The organism is Wolbachia endosymbiont of Drosophila tsacasi (assembly GCF_028982115.1).
In the GTDB taxonomy this organism is placed as follows: Bacteria; Pseudomonadota; Alphaproteobacteria; order Rickettsiales; family Anaplasmataceae; genus Wolbachia; species Wolbachia pipientis_B.
The window spans coordinates 36,533-54,244 of sequence record NZ_JAPQLJ010000048.1 but is presented as its reverse complement, the minus strand read 5'-3'; the positions used below and the strand labels follow the sequence as shown (position 1 = coordinate 54,244).

The following is a 17,712-nucleotide window of genomic DNA, read 5'->3' as shown; positions in this document are numbered from 1 at the left end:
AGTGGAGGTTACAATATCGAAAAAAATGGTCAATGCGTTGAAAGCTAAAGTGAAGGAGAGTAAATATAATAATTTAAGACCTACAGAAGAAACGCTCAATAGCGGGTATGAGTTTGTTTATGAATTTGCTCATAATTTTATTATTAATAGAAAGGTAATAGCTAATGACTTCATTAACAACCTATGTTCAAAACATAAAAATCTGATTCAACAAGATAAAAACGGCAAAAAGGATTATCGTCTATTTGCTAAAGCAGTTTTTACAGAAATGTTTGAGTATGCTGGTGCAAAGGTTCCCAATGACTCTATTATAGAAAAATTGATAACTGATTATAGTACGTTCAACAATAGGAGTACGTATATAATGCTTGTCCTTTCTCAGAATCAAGCACTTCGTCCATTTGAATTGCACATAGGTAACTACTCTCTCTTCAAACCAAAAAGAATTTGTATGAATTGTGACGATCCCAATTGTCTAAAGTTCAGTTTTAGTGTGAATGAGGGTGTATATAATAGTGATGGAGTTTTAGTATGTAATCTACATAATTCAGTGAAGTTTAAGCTGAAATGTAAGGATGGAAATGTAACATATGAAGATGGTAAAGTACTTCTTACCATTCCTAAAGAGCTGAAAAACTATAAAGTAAATGATAAGAATCTGTTTGATATTATTGTTGAATATTTTCAGAAGTTCTGTGAAAAATTGGACTTTAATTTTGAAACAAAAGTGGAACATAGCCTAGGTAAACCACTTAAAGTGTTAAATGATGTAAATGCATCACATGATAAGAATTTAAACTTAAACCTGAATAATTAAAGATAAGATATTGAAATTCAGGCTTTTTATGATTTTAGCTTAAGATTCCAGTGTCAAAGCGCATAACTGTACGAACATTGTGATTTGAATCCACAAGGGAGGATGTCATCCAAGTAGCCTCCTTCTCCTGTCACCCCAGTGCCCTGACTACTTGAAATTTAACTTTAAATAAGTGGCTGCATGCATAATAAAGACTAGGTCCCAGTGTCTGGGCACTGGGATGACACCCTACTGGGTAGAACCTTCACAGGCTTTTTCTCGAATAGCTACTCTTAATTTCAGTAGTTAAATTAATATACTAATGAAAAAAATATATTATAATCAAGTGTATTTAATCCAGTAAATCATTAAGTGAAAACAGCTCTTTCGCAAAATATCATCTCTCTTATTATAATATTGTCTGTAGCAATTGTCGATATGGCAACTGACCTATACTCAGTTGCACTACCAAGCATTGCCAATTATTTTAAAGTAGAAGGCAGTGTAGTGCAGCTTACAATTAGCTTGAATCTAGTTGGATTTGCAGTATCTGGATTAATTTATGGGCCATTGTCAGACTATTATGGTAGGCGTCCAATGATGCTGATTGGTATGACAATTTTTACTTTGGCAAGTGTCATGTGTTATATAGCCGACAGTATTATGCTCTTGATACTAATTCGCTTCATACAAGGAGCAGGGGCTGGTGTTGCAGGTGTTGTTGGGTATGCAGCAATAAGGGATATGTACTCGGGTAGTGAATACTCGAGAGTAATTTCAAAGTTAAATATGGTAGTGGCATTCTCACCTGGAATAGCTCCAGTGGTGGGCAGTTATATAATTTCACATGGGTATAGTTGGAAATTTTTGTTTTTTATTATGTCACTTGTAGCAATTGCTATGCTTATTTTTATTTACTTTAAGTTACAAGAAACGCTCACTGTGAATAAAAATGAAACCAGTATAACTACTAATATCTTCAAGCAATATATATTAATATTTAGAAATTATCGTTTCCTTGGGTTTTCAGCCATTCATGGATTAACTTTCATGTGGCTTTGGGCATATGTTGCTAACTACCCTTTCATATTTGAATCAATGGGCATTGAAGTACAGTATTTTGGCTACCTCATATCGATCATAGTCATATTTTACATAATTGGAACTTTAATTAATAGAAGGTATGTACCAAAAGTAGGGGTTAGCAAAATGCTAATAATAGGTTTGGTGTTACCGATAATATCCGATAGTTTATTGGTATATTTTTATTTCGCGGACAAATTAAATATATTAATTCTTCAAGTTGCCTGGATTCCAGCCAATATTGGGCTTGCATTAGTAATCAGCAATAACGTAACTTCTGCTTTAGAAACGATCAAAGGTATAGGGCTTGGTAGTGCAATCCTCTCATTCTGCAATATGATGTTTGGGGCTATTGGAATATATATAGTAGGAAAATTTTTTCGCTATGGTATTTTACCAAACTTACTATTAACAATAATATGCTCTACAATTGCAATTCTTATGTACAGTTGGCTCAAATGTACTGAAAAACACGGGCATTATTTGCGTGATCCAGGAATATAAAGGTCATAGATTATTAACGATTTTATTATAACAATATAGCTTTACAGGAGGTGTGGGATGAGTAATGTAAATGAAGGTATAGGTAATGATTTAATTCAGGCTGCTAAAAAAGGTGATATTAATGAAGTAAGATGTCTAATAAGTGAAGGAGCTGATGTTAATGCATATGATGGATCTCAAGGTAATTCTCTATATTGGGCTGTTAAAAATGATCATTCTGATATAGCAAAAGTTCTATTAGATAATGGAGCAACTTTTATTGCTTATGACTCTTCTCGAGAACGCCACGTGTTAAGTAAATACGAAAAAGTAGAAGCTGAGCATTGTAAGGTTTCTCTACATCTGGCTGCTAGGCTTGACAACTTGGAAGCAGTAAAAGATCTATTAGGGAAAGGGGCAGATATTAATGCACAAAATGATAAAGGAGAGACTCCTTTACATTGGGCTGCTGTAAAGAACCATAAAGGGGTAGTAGAAGCCCTATTGGATAAAGGGGCAAATGTTGATGCAAAAGATAATAGTGGATGGACTCCTTTACATTGGGCTGCTCAAAATAACAACAAAGAGATAGTAGAAGCCCTATTAGATAAAGGGGCAAATGTTAATGCAGTAGACGAAGATGGAAATACTCCCTTAGATTTAACTACTAACGAAGAAATAAAAACTCTATTGCAAAACGCAGAAAAAACTGATCTAGTGGATGAATCATCGACAGATAGTAAAGGGGATCAAGAGGAAGATGCTGGTACACAACAGGAAGAAAAGCAAGAAGGTAATGTTCAACCAAGATCAGACATTACAGGACAAAATTCAGATAATACTGAACCACAATCAGACAATAACAAAAAAGAAGAGGAAAAAACCAACACCATCAGTGCAGAAAAAGGAACTGATATAAAAGATGAAGGTGTGAAGGCTGTTGCTCCCATAGAAACTGCACAAACAGAAGAACAGCCGAGCTCTTTTTTTGGTAGTTTGTTTAATATACTTATGAAGCCTTTTTCATTAGTTGCATTATTTTTTGGTGGGTTTTTTTCATGGTTGTTTGGGTCTGATGAGCCAATACAATCATCATCTGAATCTGACCAACCAGTTGTATTAGAATCACCAAGTAGTTCAGAAGGCAATGACATAATATAGCCAGAGGTTTACTAGATTCCAGCGTCACGCGCTGGAATGACATGGTGGTATGTATTCAAGTAGCTGACACTGGTTCCTTTATGACGGCAGTGCCCAGAGGTGTCATCCCAGTGCCCAGGCACTGGGATCCAGGAAACTTAATTGCAAGTAATGCATTGGGTTTGGTGAGTATGGGTTTTGCGTTATAGAATGAAGCACTTTTGGTGAATTTGTAAAGAAAACTAGATGCCAGTGTCAAGCACTGGCATGACATCATCTTGGATGGAAATCAACGTCACGCGCTGGAATGACAAAGAAGAGTGGGCTTTCATATGGTTATGCAAGAGGTCTACTGAATGTAAACCAGTTTCTCACACACACATTTTACTACGTGATCTGCACTGATATTGAAATGCTCATAAAGTGTTTTATAAGGTGCTGATTCTCCAAAGCTTTTCATGCCAATAAACATACCGTTTGAACCTATATATTTATGCCAACCCATTTCACTTCCAGCTTCAATTGCAACTTTGATGCTGTCATTATTTAATATCGCCGCTTTATATTCATCACTTTGCTCATCAAAAAGCCTCCAGCATGGCATAGAAACAACCCTTGTACCTGTACCCTTTTCCTGCAATTTCTTCCTTGCTTCAACTGCAATTTCAACCTCGGACCCCGTAGCAAATATTGTCACTTTTAATTCTTTTGAACATTCACACAAAATATATGCACCAAACTTCGATAGATTAGCAGATTGATCGATATCAAAATAGAGTTTGCGCATGTAATTGACATTTTGCCTTGAGAGCGCAAATAGTGCAGGTGATTCTTTTTTTTCGAGTGCAATGCTAACACACTCTAGAGTTTCAACTGCATCGGCTGGCCTAAAAATATACAAATTTGGTATAGCGCGCAAAGAAGCTAAATGCTCTATTGGTTGGTGAGTTGGGCCATCTTCTCCTACTCCAATTGAATCATGAGTCATTACATATATAACCTGCTGCTTCATCAAAGCTGAAAGACGTATAGCAGGGCGGCAATAGTCGGAAAATACCAAAAAAGTGCCACCATAAGGAAGAATTGCGCCGTGAAGAGCCATACCATTCATACATGCTGCCATAGCGTGTTCTCTCACTCCATAGTGGACATAAGAACCACTATAATTATTACTATCTATTACCTGCATGTGCTTATATTTAGTGCAATTTGATCCAGTAAGATCCGCCGATCCGCCGATTAATTCCGGCATATGTTGTGTTAAAAGTTCCATTACCATGCCGAAAGAAGAACGTGTAGCTTCGTTTGGCATTAGCTCACATATTTGTTTCTTCAGGTCAGCTAAAACACCAGCGATATTATCCGGCAAACGCTTATTGAGTCTTCTTTTTAGTTCTTCATTTTTTTCTCTGGATTCCAGTGTCACGCACTGGAATGACACCGAATTGATGTTATCCGGCAGACGCTCATCTAGTCGCCTTTGAAGTTCTACATGATACCCTGTCATCCCAGCATTCTTTTCTGTCATCCCACTGCTTGACACTGGGATCCATTCTTTTTCTTCTTCACTGGTCAAGTGCTGGAACGACATCGAATTGTAATTTTGTTTTGCTCTCTCAACAGTTTTCATCCAGGCATTTTTTACATCATCTGGCACATGGAATGGTTCATAATTCCAATTTAATTTCTCTCTCATCTTTTTTACATCTTCCTCCGTAAAAGCACCACTATGAGCAGAGGATGTGCCAGCACGACTTGAGAATTTTCCGATAATGGTTTTGCAGCAAATAAGCGATGGCTTTTCTGATTTTTGTGCTCGCTCTATTGCCAGGGATATGGCATCAAAATCATGGCCATCAATTTTGTCAACATTCCATCCATACGCTGAAAAACGCTTTTCCACATCATCAGAGCAGGAAAGGCAAGTAGTGCCATCTATAGAAATATCATTGTCATCGAAAAGGGCTATTAATTTATTCAATTTAAGATGCCCAGCAAGTGATGCTGCTTCATGGCTTATTCCTTCCATAAGACAGCCATCCCCTAGCATTACGTAAGTGTAATGATTGATTCTGAATTGCTTTTTAAGGATTGATTCAGCAAGTGCCATGCCAACAGCAGTGGCAAACCCCTGACCGAGCGGGCCTGTTGTTGCCTCTACTCCGGAAGTCAAGCCAAACTCTGGATGACCTGGGGTCTTGGATCCCATTTGCCTAAAGTTTTTTAGCTCATCTACGCTAATATAACCTGTCAAATATAATATTGAGTATAGTAACATTGACCCATGACCGTTTGACAGAACGAAACGGTCTTTGTTAAACCATTTAGAATCATCAGGATTATGATTCAGATATTTAGCAAACAAAATAGTTGCAACATCTGCCATGCCAAGTGGCATACCTGGGTGTCCAGAGTTCGCTTTTTGTACTGCATCAATTGATAAAAACCGGATGGCGTTTGCCATAGATTCCAAAGATAGATGATTCATAGAAAAACTTAAAAATAAAGTATAAAAGATTATACCAGCAAAAACAAGTTGACACTGAGTGCTAAAATCCTTAATAATCTAAAGTTAAATCGTGAGAGTTTTTATATGACAACTGTTATCACTAGAAAGTATAGAATCAGCCGTAGGCTTGGTGTAAATTTATGGGGTAGAGCTAAAGACCCAGTAAACAAAAGGAAATACCCTCCAGGTCAACATGGTACTCTTGGATTCAAGAAGTTATCCGACTTTGGTAAGCAGTTTGCTGCGCATAAGAAATTTAAGTTTTACTATGCAATTTCAAGTAAGCAGCTCAGACGTACATTTTTAGATGCTTATAACAGAAGGGGTTATACGGCTGATAATTTTATCGGTATTTTAGAATCAAGGCTCAGTTCTGTTTTATACCACTCTAGTCTTGTGCCAACAATTTATGCAGCGAAGCAGCTCATATCTCATAAGCACGTTACAGTTAATGATAAGGTGGTTAACATATCGAGTTATCGAGTGAAACCAGGTGATATAATAAAAATAAGAGAAAGGGCAGCAAAAATCCCTGTAGTAGTAGAGGCTGAACAAAAACAAGAGCGCAAGGCTCCGGATTATTTAGAAACAGATAGTAAAGAGCATTCAGTAAAGTATTTGAGGTCACCTCAATATTCTGAGGTTCCTTATTCAGCAGACATGGAAGTCAATTTAGTAGTAGAGTTTTACTCTAGATAGATAAAAAAAGCCCGTGTGGCGGAATCGGTAGACGCAGCGGACTTAAAATCCGTGGGTTTTGCGACCTTGGGAGTTCAAGTCTCCCCATGGGCACCAATTTAACTTAGTAGATAAATACAAAAAAGTATGAAATGGCTTGATATAGAAGATATTGTAGAAGCTCTAGAGGAAAAATTTCCAGATGAGAATATAATTAACATTAGATTCACTGAGCTTAAAAAAAAGGTCTTGAGTTTAGAGGAATTTGATGATGATGAAAAACGCTGTAACGAAAAAATACTCGAGGCCATTCAAGCAGCTTGGATTGAGGAAAGATTGACCACATAGCAATAAACCATACGCAAATGTGATTTCTATTACAGTTTTCATATTGATTATGCTATTTTTTGGATCTAGCCTGGCAAGTTAATAATAATTTAACCAATTACAATTAAAACAGCTAGAAGGTTAATTATGAGGCAAAGATGGCAGCACAAAAATTTTTGAATGGAACGACTTACTTGACAAGTGCTACGTTGAAATAAATTTTACATAAAATACTGCTTTTACGGTGTGAGGCTAGAGGTTTGTAAAGCAGTTAGAAGGTTGTCATCCCAGTGTCAGCTACACAACTGTACGAACATTTATTTTTGTTAAACACAGCAAATGGTGTCATGCCAGTGCTTGACACTGGCATCCAGCTTCTATGCAACTTAATTAAAAACGTTTATTTTAGCGCAAGACAACTACCTTTAGCTCATCAGCTCAGTTATAAGCAAAATTTCTGGATTCCAGTGTCAAGCACTGGCATGACACCATTTGCTGTGCAATTTACCTTCAAAAATGAATGTTCGTACAGCTATGTGTCTGAGCACTGGGATGACATCCTCCCTGGTGGACTCAAATTACAATGTTCGTGCAGTACGCACTGGAATGACAGGGCTTTAAGAAATCCAATGTAGTGGTAAACCTTACTTATTTAGTTATACTAGAAACAAAACAGAAAAATGCTCAAGCGTAGCGGGCCAAAGAAATTAAAGTCTATAATTGAAAATTACGCATTAAAATGCATGAAAAATAAGATTAGCAAAAATGAAATACGTCTGATTTTAAACTGGCGAAATATAGTAGGGAAAGAAATAGCAGAGTGTACAAAACCGAAAAAGATCTCATATGCACAGAATGTAAATTCTGGTGTATTGCATCTAGTAGTAACAAATGGCAGTAAAGCATTAGAAATTCAGCATATGATTTCTCTTATAATAGAAAAAATTACGATATTTTTTGGCTACAAAGCAGTATATGGTATAAAAATTAAGCAAGAGAGTATTGACTATTTGACTATATAAGGTAATCTAAGTACATAGAATAATTTGGTATATTGAAGTGAGTAGAGTTTGTGAATTAACAAATAGAAAAAAATCTTTTGGTAATAAGGTATCACATTCGAATCGTAAAACAAAGCGTACCTTTCTTTTAAATTTACATAAGGTTACGTTGACAAGTGATATATTGAATAAAAAGTTTAGATTTCGTGTGGCAACAAGAACTTTGAGAACTATAGATTACAAAGGTGATTTAGATGCTTTTTTGCTCAACACAAGAACGATTAAACTAAGTGAGAAAGCGCAGAAGATAAAAAGAAGGTTGAAAAAAGTTTTAGTAAAGCAAGAGGTAGAGTTAGCCGTTTCAGATGCATAGTAAGCCTCTATGGCTCAGAGCAAAAGCTCCAACTGGTAAAGTATTCAATGAAACCTTAAACACCGTTAAACTGCATAACTTACATACGGTATGTGAAGAAGCTGCATGTCCAAATATTGGTGAATGTTGGAATAAACGTCATGCTACTGTGATGATTCTTGGTTCTGTTTGCACTCGTGCTTGTGCATTTTGCAACGTTGCAACTGGCATTCCTGATAAACTAGATCCTCATGAGCCAGAAAATTTAGCAAAAGCGATAAAAAAGTTAAACTTAAAACATGTTGTCATTACCTCTGTTGATCGTGATGATTTACCAGATGGTGGCGCAAATCAGTTTATACAGTGCATAGAAGAAATTAGAAAGATAACTTCAGAAACAACAATAGAGATTTTAACTCCTGATTTTTTAAATAAGAAAGGAGCATTTGAAGCAATTGCTGTTGCATCACCTGATGTCTATAACCACAATATTGAAACAGTGCCGAGATTGTATGCAAAAATAAGACCACGAGCTCGCTATTTTCATTCACTATATTTGTTGAAGATGGTAAAGCAGATTAATCCTAAAATTTTCACAAAGTCAGGGCTTATGGTTGGTCTTGGAGAAACAAAAGAGGAAATACTTCAGGTTATGGACGATTTACGCAGTGCTGAGGTTGATTTTATTACAATTGGTCAATATCTACAACCAACTCCAAAACATGCAAAACTTGATAGGTATGTTACCCCAGAGGAATTTGAGCATTATAAATACGTTGCTTACTCCAAAGGTTTCTTAGTGGTTGCATCAAGCCCACTGACTAGGTCATCATACCATGCTGAAGAAGATTTTAACAGGCTCAAGGCCTGTCGTTATGTTAATTCAAATTAATTTTTACTAATTATAAAGGAGTTGAGCGACTTTACGTAATGTCTACTATAAAAATCGAGAAGAAATCACAATTAGTTAAAGAGGTATTCGATTCCGTGGCAAGTCGCTACGACACCATGAATGATATAATGAGCCTCGGAATGCACAGATTATGGAAAGACAAAATGATAAATAGTGTGCATTTTACAAAAAACTCTAAGGTTTTAGATGTTGCTGGAGGAACTGGAGATATAGCAATAAGAATAGTAAGAAAAGAGCCAAGTGCTAAGGTTACAGTATGTGACATAAATCAAAATATGCTAAGCAGAGGACGTGATAAAGCTATAAATTCAAACCAAATTAATTTTGATTGGGTATGTGCGAATGCAGAAAGTTTACCATTTGAAGACTCCGAATTTGATTATTGCACAATAGCTTTTGGCATTCGAAACGTTTCTGACCGCAAGAAGGCTTTAAATGAGGCGCACAGGGTATTAAAACCACATGGGAAATTTATCTGCTTAGAATTTGCCCCTATGCACTATCAAAATGAGATATTTACCAAACTTTATGACTTATATTCATTTAAAGTAATTCCTAAAATTGGCAGCATAGTTGCTAAAGACAGGAGTTCTTATGAATATTTAGTGAAGAGCATTAGAGAGTTTCCAACTCAGGCTGATTTTAAAATGGAAATTAAAGAGGTAGGCTTTAAGAATGTTGAGTTTCATAATATGAACTATGGAATAGTGGCATTACACATTGGAACAAAATGAATATTAAATTCTGGTATAGAACGCTGGATTATTATCTCATCCTTTCAGTGCTTTTTTTGCTCACTATAAGCTTCATTCTTGTTTATTCAGCAAGCCCTGTAATTGCGCAGCGTCTTTCTTTACCACAAGATTATTTTATACGGCACCATACAATTTATATAGTCCTGTCACTAATTACCCTGGTGACATTTTCTTTTCTCAACACAAGAACTATACTTAACCTCTCATTCGCAGGTTTCATTTTATTTACTATTTTAGTGGCAGCTGCGATAATATTTGGTATAGAGGTAAAAGGTGCGAAACGATGGTTACATATTGTCAAAATTTCAGTTCAACCATCTGAGTTCGTAAGGCCATTTTTTTCTGTTGTTATAGCTAGTATCTTAGCCAGCGGAATGAAGTTTAAAATGCACATATCAATCATAATATTTCTGTTAGTTTTTGTGTTGTTACTTTTGCAACCTGATTTCAGTATGGCCATGCTTTTAACATATTCTTTTATTGGTCAAATGTTTATTGCATGTATACCACTTTTATACTTTCTATGCATAATAGGAATGGCTACAACTGGAACTACAATAGCTTACTTATGTCTCCCACATATAAAGCAAAGGATTTACAATTTTGTCTTTTTTACGCAACGCGATAACTTTCAAGTCACAAAATCATTAGAAGCATTCAAAAGAGGTCAATTAACTGGTGTCGGCCCTGGTGAAGGTAGCGTAAAAACCTCTCTTCCTGATTGTCATACAGATTTTGTGTTTTCTGTTTTAGCAGAAGAATTTGGTTTGATTACGTGCTTAGCCACATTGATGTTATTTGGCATCATTTCCGCCCGCTTGCTTTACGTTGCATATAGGGAAAATGAATTATTCAATCTATTGGTGATTCTTGGTATCTCAATTCAATTCATTACACAATTCATAATAAACACAGGGGTAACATTGAGTGTTTTTCCCACCACCGGCATAACCCTGCCACTACTTAGCTATGGTGGTTCTTCTCTTTTATCTTCAAGCATCGCACTTGGCATAATGCTGTCTTTCAGTAGAAATCAAGCTATCGCATTAAAGTTTCGTGAGCGTGTTATGCTTCTGGACTAGCTGCTCACAACTATTATTGGTATCCCTCCAAAGTGGGTATCTGTTCAGATGAGTGCAAGAGATATTATGAAATCTGAAAGAGTTATGTGGAAATTTTTCAGAAAATATTCCACTGACATGCTGAACAACAAATACATCACTATGTCGTTTATCGCAAAAACTTATATTTTTTGTAACCATTCACACTTAATTCCGCAATTCTTTCATGGAAAGACCAGTAGTTTGAGCTATGATATCAATAGAAACCCCGGCTTTAAGTAGATTTTTTGCAACTTCAATTTCCCTTTCTTTTCTGCTTTCCTCTTTAGCAAGATCAAGTCTGTATTCAAGAATGGCTTCTTCTTTGTGCAGATCCATTATTCTTTCTTCATAAGCTACTAGATCTTTTTCATTCCAGTGAAACTTATCTAATTCATCATATGCTAGCTTTATTATTGGTGATTTTTCCGCAATTTTTCTGAGATCTTCGTCCGTTGTTTCATCTGCATATTGTTGTCTAAGTGAAAAAGGTCGCCCCTCCTCACTCGACTTCAAAACCTTACTATTACCCACAAATATAAATGTTTGTTGCATAGCTCTTAATGGCATAACTTTTGCTTGAAATAACTGTTTATATGGTGCAATTTACAGCTTTTAGTTGCTAAAATTATAACTCTTAGTTTAATAATTTTAATCTAATAAGCTTTCAGGTTAATAAAATTAAATTGTTTGAGTAAATACAATACTATGTTTTTATTTGTGGGTAATAGTAAGGTAGTTAATGAGTAATACAATGACAAAACAATTAGTTATGGATTCTTTGCTTATGGCTGTTAATAAACGCAACCATCCTGAAAATCTACTGTTACATAGCGATAAAGGCTCACAATATACTTCAAAGAATTATCAATATCTACTGGATATAAAGAATATTATACCTAGCATGAGTCATAAAGGTTGTTGTTACGATAATTCTGTTGCAGAAAGCTTCTTTAGCTCATTAAAAAGGGAAATACTTATTGATACTTCACAACACTCTGCTCAACAAACTAGAACTGCCATATTTGAGTACATAGAAGTTTTTTATAACAAACAGCGTAGACACTCCACTATTAACTATTGCATTCCAGAACAATTTGATGCATCATTCTCTTCGTAAAAAAACATTCCGAACTTTCTCTCCACTTTTTCTGGATAAGGCCAGAATTTCCTCTTAAGCCTTTAGCTCCTCAAATACTTCACTTGCTCTATTTAAAACAGAATCAGGAAAACCAGCAAGTTTTGCTACATGTATTCCATATGACTCATCTGCAATGCCTTCAATTACTTCATGTAGAAAGATAACCTCTCCGTTCCACTCTCTTATTTTTACACAAAAACATTTCACGTTCTTCAAGTATTTGCTTACTTTAGTTAATTCATGATAATGAGTTGCAAAAATGGCGCGGCACTTATTTACATTGTGAATATGTTCAATCACTGCATGTGCAATAGATAATCCATCATACACTCCTGTGCCCCTACCAATTTCATCAAGTATCACCAAGGAACGATCTGTTGCCTGATTTACTATCGTTGCTGTTTCGATCATCTCTACCATGAAGGTAGAATAACCGGCTGTTATATTATCTGTTGCACCAACCCTGCTAAATATCTTGTCAATCACTCCAATATGCGCACTCTCTGCTGGCACAAATGACCCCATGTGAGCTAAAACTGCAATGAGAGCGTTTTGCCTCAAGAAAGTGCTTTTTCCGGCCATATTAGGCCCAGTGATTAGATGTATACCAGCTAAATTGATGCTATTTGCAATGAATTTATCGTTAACTTCAACCACTGGATGTCTTCCATCGCGAATATTGAACTCTTTACTGTCATCGATAATGGGTTTTACGTAATTATTTTGCACTGCGAGCTCCGCAAACGTGGCTCTAATATCAAGTTTTGCCAAAGCATTTGCAGCAAGAGCAATTTTTTCAGATTCTTTAGCGACTTCACTACACAGTTCACTAAAAATTTTCACTTCTAAGCCGATTGCAGCATCACGTGCCGTAAGAATTTTATTTTCTAGTTCTTTCAATTCATTAGTAGTGTAGCGCATGCTATTTGCTAAGCTTTGCCTATGAATAAATATGTCCGAAGTTATTTTGTGATTTGCTGACACTTCAACGTAATAACCAAGTATATTGTTGTGTAATATTTTGAGTGCGGCAATGCCAGTTAGGTCGCGATAAGACTCACGGAGCTTGGTTACCAACTTGTTACTGTTGTTCAATATATAAGATAACTCAGATAATTCTGAGTTGTATTTTGGATTGATAAATCCTCCTTCTTTTACGGAACTGAGGTTGTTATCAAGTATAGCGCTGTTTAGAAGCTCGAATAGATCTTTATGATTACCAAGACTTTTATGTATTGTGCTTAGTTCACTCTCGTCACTACTTATCACCTGAGTAGTAAACACTGGTTCCTTTTCTCTGGTCAAGCACTGGAATGACATCTGAGAGTTAATTGCTGGTTTTTCACTTAAACAATAATTATGCAAGGTAGACAGAAACTCAGATAACTCTAAAGTTTTTCCTAGGCCTATTTTTAATAGGTTCATATCCTTTGGTGAACCACGTCCTAGTATTAAGCGCGATAAAGACCTCTCAATATCCGGAATGTTAGATAATATCTCTCGTATTTTTCTGCATGGCTCATGATTATTTACAAAAAATTGAGTGGTGCTGAGCCTCAAATTGATTGCCTTGGAGCAAGCAAGTGGTGAAGCGAGCATTTGTTTGAGCAGGCGTCCACCAGAGGCTGTAACTGTGTGATCAATAACTGAAATTAGTGAACCTTTCTTTTCACCAAATTGAGTTGTAAACAACTCAAGATTTCTCCTTGCTGAAGCATCAATAAGCATGAAATTTTGTTGCTTATAGGTTTTTGGGAATTCAAGCCTTGGAATGGAGCCCCTTTGTGTTACTCTGACATATTCAAGCAGTGCAGCGCACGCCATGATTTCTACTTTGCTGAAATTTCCTATACTCCCAAGTTCCCTGATTTTATAAAACTCGCATAACGTTCTGTGAGATTTACTATACTCAAAAAAACTCTGTGCGTGTTGTGTAATTGATATTTTATAATTTTTTAAAATCGATCTAATTTTTTCGTCCTCAATGAATTTTTCAGAAATTAATAATTCTCTTGGTGATATACGCAATAAATCGCTATCTAGAGCTTTCAAATTCGTTAAAGTGTGAAAAAATTTTCCCGTTGATAATTCAAGCCAACTAATAGCATATTTGTCATTTTGTTCAACTATGGACGCGAGATAATTATTGCTTTTATCCTCCAGTAGCGAATCTTCTATAATTGTACCTGGAGTTACAACTCGTACTACATCACGTTTTACTATGGATTTATAGCCCCTCTTTTTTGCTTCATCAGCAGTTTCTAATTGGTCACAGATTGCCACTTTGAATCCTAAATCTATTAGCTTATGCAGGTAAGATTCACTACTGTGCGCTGGCACTCCACACATTGGTATTTCTTGCCCATTTGAATTGCCCCTCTTGGTTAGCACTATATTCAGCAATTTTGCAGCTTTAATAGCATCATCGAAAAACAACTCATAAAAATCTCCTAGCCTATAAAATAGCAGATGATCCTTGTATTGAGCTTTCAGGTTCAAATATTGTTCCATCACAGGGGTGTTTTTTTCTCTTACGAAGCTCATAATATTTTTTAATATATTGTATTGATAAACGTTATTATAGATTATATTGCACATACATAAAATTTAAATAGGTGTATAGAAGGACGTTGAGCAAAATTTAAAACAATTAAATTTCCTGGATCCAAGTAGTCTTGGATGACACCCTCCTTGTATGTATTATAGCTAAAGTGACTTACGACAATTTGAAAAACAAAAATTCGTCATTCCGCTACTAGTTAGCGGAATCTATACCGCGCATAGCTGTACGAACATTCATTTTTGAAGGTAAATTGCACAGCAAATGGTGTCATTCCAGCGCGTGACGCTGGAATCCAGCTTCTATGCAACCTCATCAAAAACATTCATTTAGTGTAAGATCAGCTACTTTCCATGCTAGTTTGCTTGTGAATACGCAAACTTTTCTGGATCCCAGTGTCAAGCACTGGGATGACATCATAGGGGCACTGGGATGACACCTCACTGGTGGCCCAAACTACAATATTCGTACAGCTATGGAATGAACCGCGGTATACTTGGGTCAGCTATATGTAGGTTGTGGCTCTTCTTTATCATTTGCGGCAGTTGCACCATCAACAGATATTTCAGAACTAACAGTGCTAACAGTTTTTTCTATCGCTTTAGCCTGTTCATAGTCTTGACTCAAAAAACACATGGCCAGTCCAACAGCTATACTAGCAACAAGAACAAGTGCTATCATTACACCTAGTATCATACCACCAGAAAGACTTACTGCAACACACACACCAGCTCCAAGTACAACACTAAGAAAACCACCAATTATCATGCCAGGCACTAAACTGCCTATCATAGCGCTTTCTTTTTTCGTATTAGCTTGTTTTTTCATACTTTTAATAAGCACTTCTTTTGTTTTTCCTTGAGCTAAATCTAAAGGAATTTTATTATCCGCGTTTTGTATCAAAGGATTTGCACTATATGTAACAAGAAGGGTGATTATTTCTTCAGTTTTATTACCTATAACTGCATGATGTAGTAATGTATTTCCCTTTTCATCTTTAAAGTTTATATGAGTACGAAGTTCCTCATCTAGATTTCTTACTGGGTTGTTTTTTGCATATATCCTAGGTTTTATCGCTTCATCTAAGTATTGTATTACTTGTTCTAGTGATTGCTCGCCAGGATTTTGTATAAAATGAAGCAGAATTTTGTGTATTATCGCTTCCTTTGTAGTTTTTGGGCATCGTAAAGCACATGCAAATGTGTCTTTATTAATAGTTATTTCTTTGTTTTTTCCAAGAAAATCTTTTAACTTCTCAATTCTATTTATACTGTTATTTTTGCCAGTAATTATCGATTGTAAAGTTTTTCTGTTATTGTCACCAGTCATGCTATCCTCCTTGGTTTGATTGCATTGCTCATTAATAAATAATATAATAAATCCTGCTAAAAGTCAAGCAATTGATTAATAAGTTAATACAATCTTCCAAAAGGAGCTCCTTACTTTTTGTTCAGCATGTCCATTGGATCAGACTCTTTAAGCTTGCTGTTTGCTGAATTTATTCATCACAATAGCTACAATGTGCTATCGAAGTTCTCTGTAATCTTAGTTGGTTCTTCTAGAATATTCAAAATATCAGTTGCACAAAAAACCCGATCTCTCTTTCCTTGAGAAGTTTGTGAAACGATGCCTAAATCTTCAAGCTTTACGATTGCTCTTTGGGCTGTTGTAAATACGATACCTAAGTTTTCAACTACTTTCCTTATAGTAAAGTAAAGGTTTACAGCGAGATACCTTACAATACCACTCGCAACTCCTTCAGTTTTAGAACTAACTTCAGTTTGCCAATTCGCAATCAAAATGTTAATTCGTTCTGCTCTTGACAATGCATCCAATGATTGCAGTACTACACCATTTAAGAAATAAGAGAACCAATCATGCCACGTGCCTCTGTTGCTTATATTGTAAAGTTGGTCATAATACTCACTTCTTGTAGCTTCAAAAAATGCACTTAAGTATAACAGAGGTGATGGTAATAATTTTCTTTCGATCAGAAGTAATGTTATTAATAAACGTCCAATACGTCCATTGCCGTCCAAGAATGGGTGAATCGCTTCAAATTGATAATGACATAGGGCTATATGTATAAGTGGGGGTAATGTTCTATCATGTAGAAACTTTTCAAAAGAGTTCAAGCAACCCATCAGTTCACCTGGCATTGGTGGCACATATTTTGCTGTGTCTATTGTACATCCTGGGCTTCCAATCCAATTTTGCACTCGGCGAAATTCTCCTGGCCTTGCACTTTGCATCAGCCTCCCGTGAATTTCCTTAATTAATCGGAGCGACAGTGGAAGAGATTGTAAACGTTTTAGTCCATAATCGAGCGCTGATATATAATTGCGTACTTCTTGTAAATCATCTGGATTGCGATCTACATTAGCACCTGCTTCTTGAGCCAAAATTTCACCAAGAGTTGCTTGAGTTCCCTCGATTCTACTTGAAAGAAGTGCTTCACGTACTATAAAGGGTCGCATGAGAAGATGAGGGTTAGGCAATTTAGCTCCTTCCCTGGATAACATACCCAAAATATGATCTGCTCTGGAAAGACTATTAACTAAATCATTGTCCCATTCAAATTTTGGCGGCAAGGGAAATGCCTGATAACCAGCGAATGCTCTAACAACTTTACCCGGAGGTGATTCTTTAATATCCATTCATTCAACCCAGCACACAATGTTCATAGTATATGTATTATTTTCAAATAAAGTCAAAAACGAAAATAAGTCTTTATCTTGTTTGCGTGTATGAAAATAAGAAACTCTCTTATTATTGATTTTGCTCAAAAACGAAAATAGAAGAAGCTGCTGAACTTTATATTATAGCTAACCCAAGAAAGGGTTTCCTACGTCATACCGCGATTTATTCGCGGTA

The 17,712-nt window shown here is 36.0% G+C and carries 17 protein-coding genes, 1 tRNA gene and 2 pseudogenes; 14 read left to right on the top strand and 6 right to left on the bottom strand.

Annotated elements, in window-relative coordinates; all coding sequences use genetic code 11:
* Positions 1-25 precede the first annotated feature (25 nt).
* From OZD70_RS04000 to OZD70_RS03985, 4 genes are all read left to right on the top strand, one after another.
* Entirely contained in the window at positions 26-817 is a 792-nt protein-coding gene (locus OZD70_RS04000) for a hypothetical protein (protein WP_275021055.1), read from the top strand.
* A gap of 351 nt (positions 818-1,168) precedes the next feature.
* The gene (locus OZD70_RS03995) at positions 1,169-2,383 is read left to right on the top strand and encodes a multidrug effflux MFS transporter (RefSeq protein WP_458695147.1); all 1,215 of its coding nucleotides are present in this window, start codon (positions 1,169-1,171) and stop codon (positions 2,381-2,383) included.
* 57 nt (positions 2,384-2,440) lie between these two features.
* Positions 2,441-3,523: an ankyrin repeat domain-containing protein gene (locus OZD70_RS03990; protein WP_275021053.1), complete on the top strand. Its 1,083-nt coding sequence runs from the start codon at positions 2,441-2,443 to the stop codon at positions 3,521-3,523.
* A gap of 41 nt (positions 3,524-3,564) precedes the next feature.
* Positions 3,565-3,711 carry a WPE palindromic element domain-containing protein gene (locus OZD70_RS03985; protein ID WP_265034299.1) on the top strand — a complete coding sequence of 49 codons (147 nt, stop codon included), beginning with the start codon at positions 3,565-3,567 and terminating at the stop codon, positions 3,709-3,711.
* Positions 3,712-3,851: 140 nt separating this feature from the next.
* Here OZD70_RS03985 and OZD70_RS03980 read toward each other — a convergent pair whose 3' ends face one another.
* The gene (locus tag OZD70_RS03980) at positions 3,852-5,990 is read right to left on the bottom strand and encodes a transketolase family protein (RefSeq protein ID WP_275021052.1); all 2,139 of its coding nucleotides are present in this window, start codon (positions 5,988-5,990) and stop codon (positions 3,852-3,854) included.
* A 105-nt stretch (positions 5,991-6,095) separates the two neighbouring features.
* Here OZD70_RS03980 and rpsD point away from each other — a divergent pair, with 105 nt between their 5' ends.
* From rpsD to OZD70_RS03935, 9 genes are all read left to right on the top strand, one after another.
* A complete protein-coding gene (rpsD, locus tag OZD70_RS03975) occupies positions 6,096-6,710 on the top strand; it encodes a 30S ribosomal protein S4 (RefSeq protein WP_064125441.1) in 615 nt (204 codons plus the stop codon).
* Between the two features lie 9 nt (positions 6,711-6,719).
* A tRNA-Leu gene (locus OZD70_RS03970) sits at positions 6,720-6,806 on the top strand.
* A gap of 30 nt (positions 6,807-6,836) precedes the next feature.
* On the top strand, positions 6,837-7,037 hold the full coding sequence (iscX, locus tag OZD70_RS03965; RefSeq protein ID WP_064125440.1) for a Fe-S cluster assembly protein IscX: 201 nt from the start codon (positions 6,837-6,839) through the stop codon (positions 7,035-7,037).
* Between the two features lie 269 nt (positions 7,038-7,306).
* Entirely contained in the window at positions 7,307-7,651 is a 345-nt protein-coding gene (locus tag OZD70_RS03960) for a hypothetical protein (RefSeq protein ID WP_275021050.1), read from the top strand.
* A 45-nt stretch (positions 7,652-7,696) separates the two neighbouring features.
* Entirely contained in the window at positions 7,697-8,038 is a 342-nt protein-coding gene (locus OZD70_RS03955) for a DUF721 domain-containing protein (protein WP_182182927.1), read from the top strand.
* Between the two features lie 37 nt (positions 8,039-8,075).
* Positions 8,076-8,390 carry a 50S ribosomal protein L28 gene (gene rpmB, locus OZD70_RS03950; RefSeq protein WP_006279619.1) on the top strand — a complete coding sequence of 105 codons (315 nt, stop codon included), beginning with the start codon at positions 8,076-8,078 and terminating at the stop codon, positions 8,388-8,390.
* On the top strand, positions 8,383-9,261 hold the full coding sequence (gene lipA, locus OZD70_RS03945; RefSeq protein WP_275021047.1) for a lipoyl synthase: 879 nt from the start codon (positions 8,383-8,385) through the stop codon (positions 9,259-9,261). The genes rpmB and lipA overlap by 8 nt, the downstream gene beginning before the upstream one ends.
* A 38-nt stretch (positions 9,262-9,299) precedes the next feature.
* On the top strand, positions 9,300-10,016 hold the full coding sequence (ubiE, locus tag OZD70_RS03940; RefSeq protein WP_182182923.1) for a bifunctional demethylmenaquinone methyltransferase/2-methoxy-6-polyprenyl-1,4-benzoquinol methylase UbiE: 717 nt from the start codon (positions 9,300-9,302) through the stop codon (positions 10,014-10,016).
* The gene (locus OZD70_RS03935; RefSeq protein ID WP_275021045.1) at positions 10,013-11,119 is read left to right on the top strand and encodes an FtsW/RodA/SpoVE family cell cycle protein; all 1,107 of its coding nucleotides are present in this window, start codon (positions 10,013-10,015) and stop codon (positions 11,117-11,119) included. Before ubiE ends, OZD70_RS03935 begins: the two co-directional genes overlap by 4 nt.
* 186 nt (positions 11,120-11,305) lie before the next feature.
* Here OZD70_RS03935 and OZD70_RS03930 read toward each other — a convergent pair.
* A pseudogene (locus OZD70_RS03930) lies at positions 11,306-11,680 on the bottom strand (nuclease/transposase family protein); the annotation flags it as partial.
* Positions 11,681-11,879: 199 nt separating this feature from the next.
* On the opposite strand from OZD70_RS03930, the pseudogene OZD70_RS03925 reads away from it, so the two are divergent.
* A pseudogene (locus OZD70_RS03925) lies at positions 11,880-12,257 on the top strand (IS3 family transposase); the annotation flags it as partial.
* 54 nt (positions 12,258-12,311) lie between these two features.
* Here the strand turns inward: OZD70_RS03925 and mutS are convergent.
* The 4 genes from mutS to OZD70_RS03905 form a co-directional block, all read right to left on the bottom strand.
* Positions 12,312-14,822 carry a DNA mismatch repair protein MutS gene (gene mutS / locus OZD70_RS03920; RefSeq protein WP_275021082.1) on the bottom strand — a complete coding sequence of 837 codons (2,511 nt, stop codon included), beginning with the start codon at positions 14,820-14,822 and terminating at the stop codon, positions 12,312-12,314.
* A gap of 215 nt (positions 14,823-15,037) precedes the next feature.
* Positions 15,038-15,163, bottom strand: a complete 126-nt coding sequence (locus tag OZD70_RS03915; protein ID WP_275021042.1) for a hypothetical protein — start codon at positions 15,161-15,163, stop codon at positions 15,038-15,040.
* A 176-nt stretch (positions 15,164-15,339) separates the two neighbouring features.
* Entirely contained in the window at positions 15,340-16,167 is an 828-nt protein-coding gene (locus OZD70_RS03910) for an ankyrin repeat domain-containing protein (protein ID WP_275021041.1), read from the bottom strand.
* Between the two features lie 185 nt (positions 16,168-16,352).
* Positions 16,353-17,495 carry a Fic family protein gene (locus tag OZD70_RS03905; RefSeq protein WP_275021040.1) on the bottom strand — a complete coding sequence of 381 codons (1,143 nt, stop codon included), beginning with the start codon at positions 17,493-17,495 and terminating at the stop codon, positions 16,353-16,355.
* Positions 17,496-17,712 lie beyond the last annotated feature (217 nt).

Excerpts from the sequence above, each read along its gene's own strand:
- lipA (WP_275021047.1), top strand. The coding sequence starts at position 8,383 with ATGCATAGTAAGCCTCTATGGCTCAGAGCAAAAGCTCCAACTGGTAAA.
- ubiE (WP_182182923.1), top strand. The coding sequence starts at position 9,300 with ATGTCTACTATAAAAATCGAGAAGAAATCACAATTAGTTAAAGAGGTA.
- iscX (WP_064125440.1), top strand. The coding sequence starts at position 6,837 with ATGAAATGGCTTGATATAGAAGATATTGTAGAAGCTCTAGAGGAAAAA.
- OZD70_RS03910 (WP_275021041.1), bottom strand. The coding sequence starts at position 16,167 with ATGACTGGTGACAATAACAGAAAAACTTTACAATCGATAATTACTGGC.
- OZD70_RS03990 (WP_275021053.1), top strand. The coding sequence starts at position 2,441 with ATGAGTAATGTAAATGAAGGTATAGGTAATGATTTAATTCAGGCTGCT.
- OZD70_RS03905 (WP_275021040.1), bottom strand. The coding sequence starts at position 17,495 with ATGGATATTAAAGAATCACCTCCGGGTAAAGTTGTTAGAGCATTCGCT.
- OZD70_RS03935 (WP_275021045.1), top strand. The coding sequence starts at position 10,013 with ATGAATATTAAATTCTGGTATAGAACGCTGGATTATTATCTCATCCTT.
- OZD70_RS03980 (WP_275021052.1), bottom strand. The coding sequence starts at position 5,990 with ATGAATCATCTATCTTTGGAATCTATGGCAAACGCCATCCGGTTTTTA.
- OZD70_RS03955 (WP_182182927.1), top strand. The coding sequence starts at position 7,697 with ATGCTCAAGCGTAGCGGGCCAAAGAAATTAAAGTCTATAATTGAAAAT.
- OZD70_RS04000 (WP_275021055.1), top strand. The coding sequence starts at position 26 with ATGGTCAATGCGTTGAAAGCTAAAGTGAAGGAGAGTAAATATAATAAT.
- OZD70_RS03985 (WP_265034299.1), top strand. The coding sequence starts at position 3,565 with ATGGTGGTATGTATTCAAGTAGCTGACACTGGTTCCTTTATGACGGCA.
- mutS (WP_275021082.1), bottom strand. The coding sequence starts at position 14,822 with ATGAGCTTCGTAAGAGAAAAAAACACCCCTGTGATGGAACAATATTTG.
- OZD70_RS03915 (WP_275021042.1), bottom strand. The coding sequence starts at position 15,163 with ATGTTTTTGATGAGGTTGCATAGAAGCTGGATTCCAGCGTCACGCGCT.
- rpsD (WP_064125441.1), top strand. The coding sequence starts at position 6,096 with ATGACAACTGTTATCACTAGAAAGTATAGAATCAGCCGTAGGCTTGGT.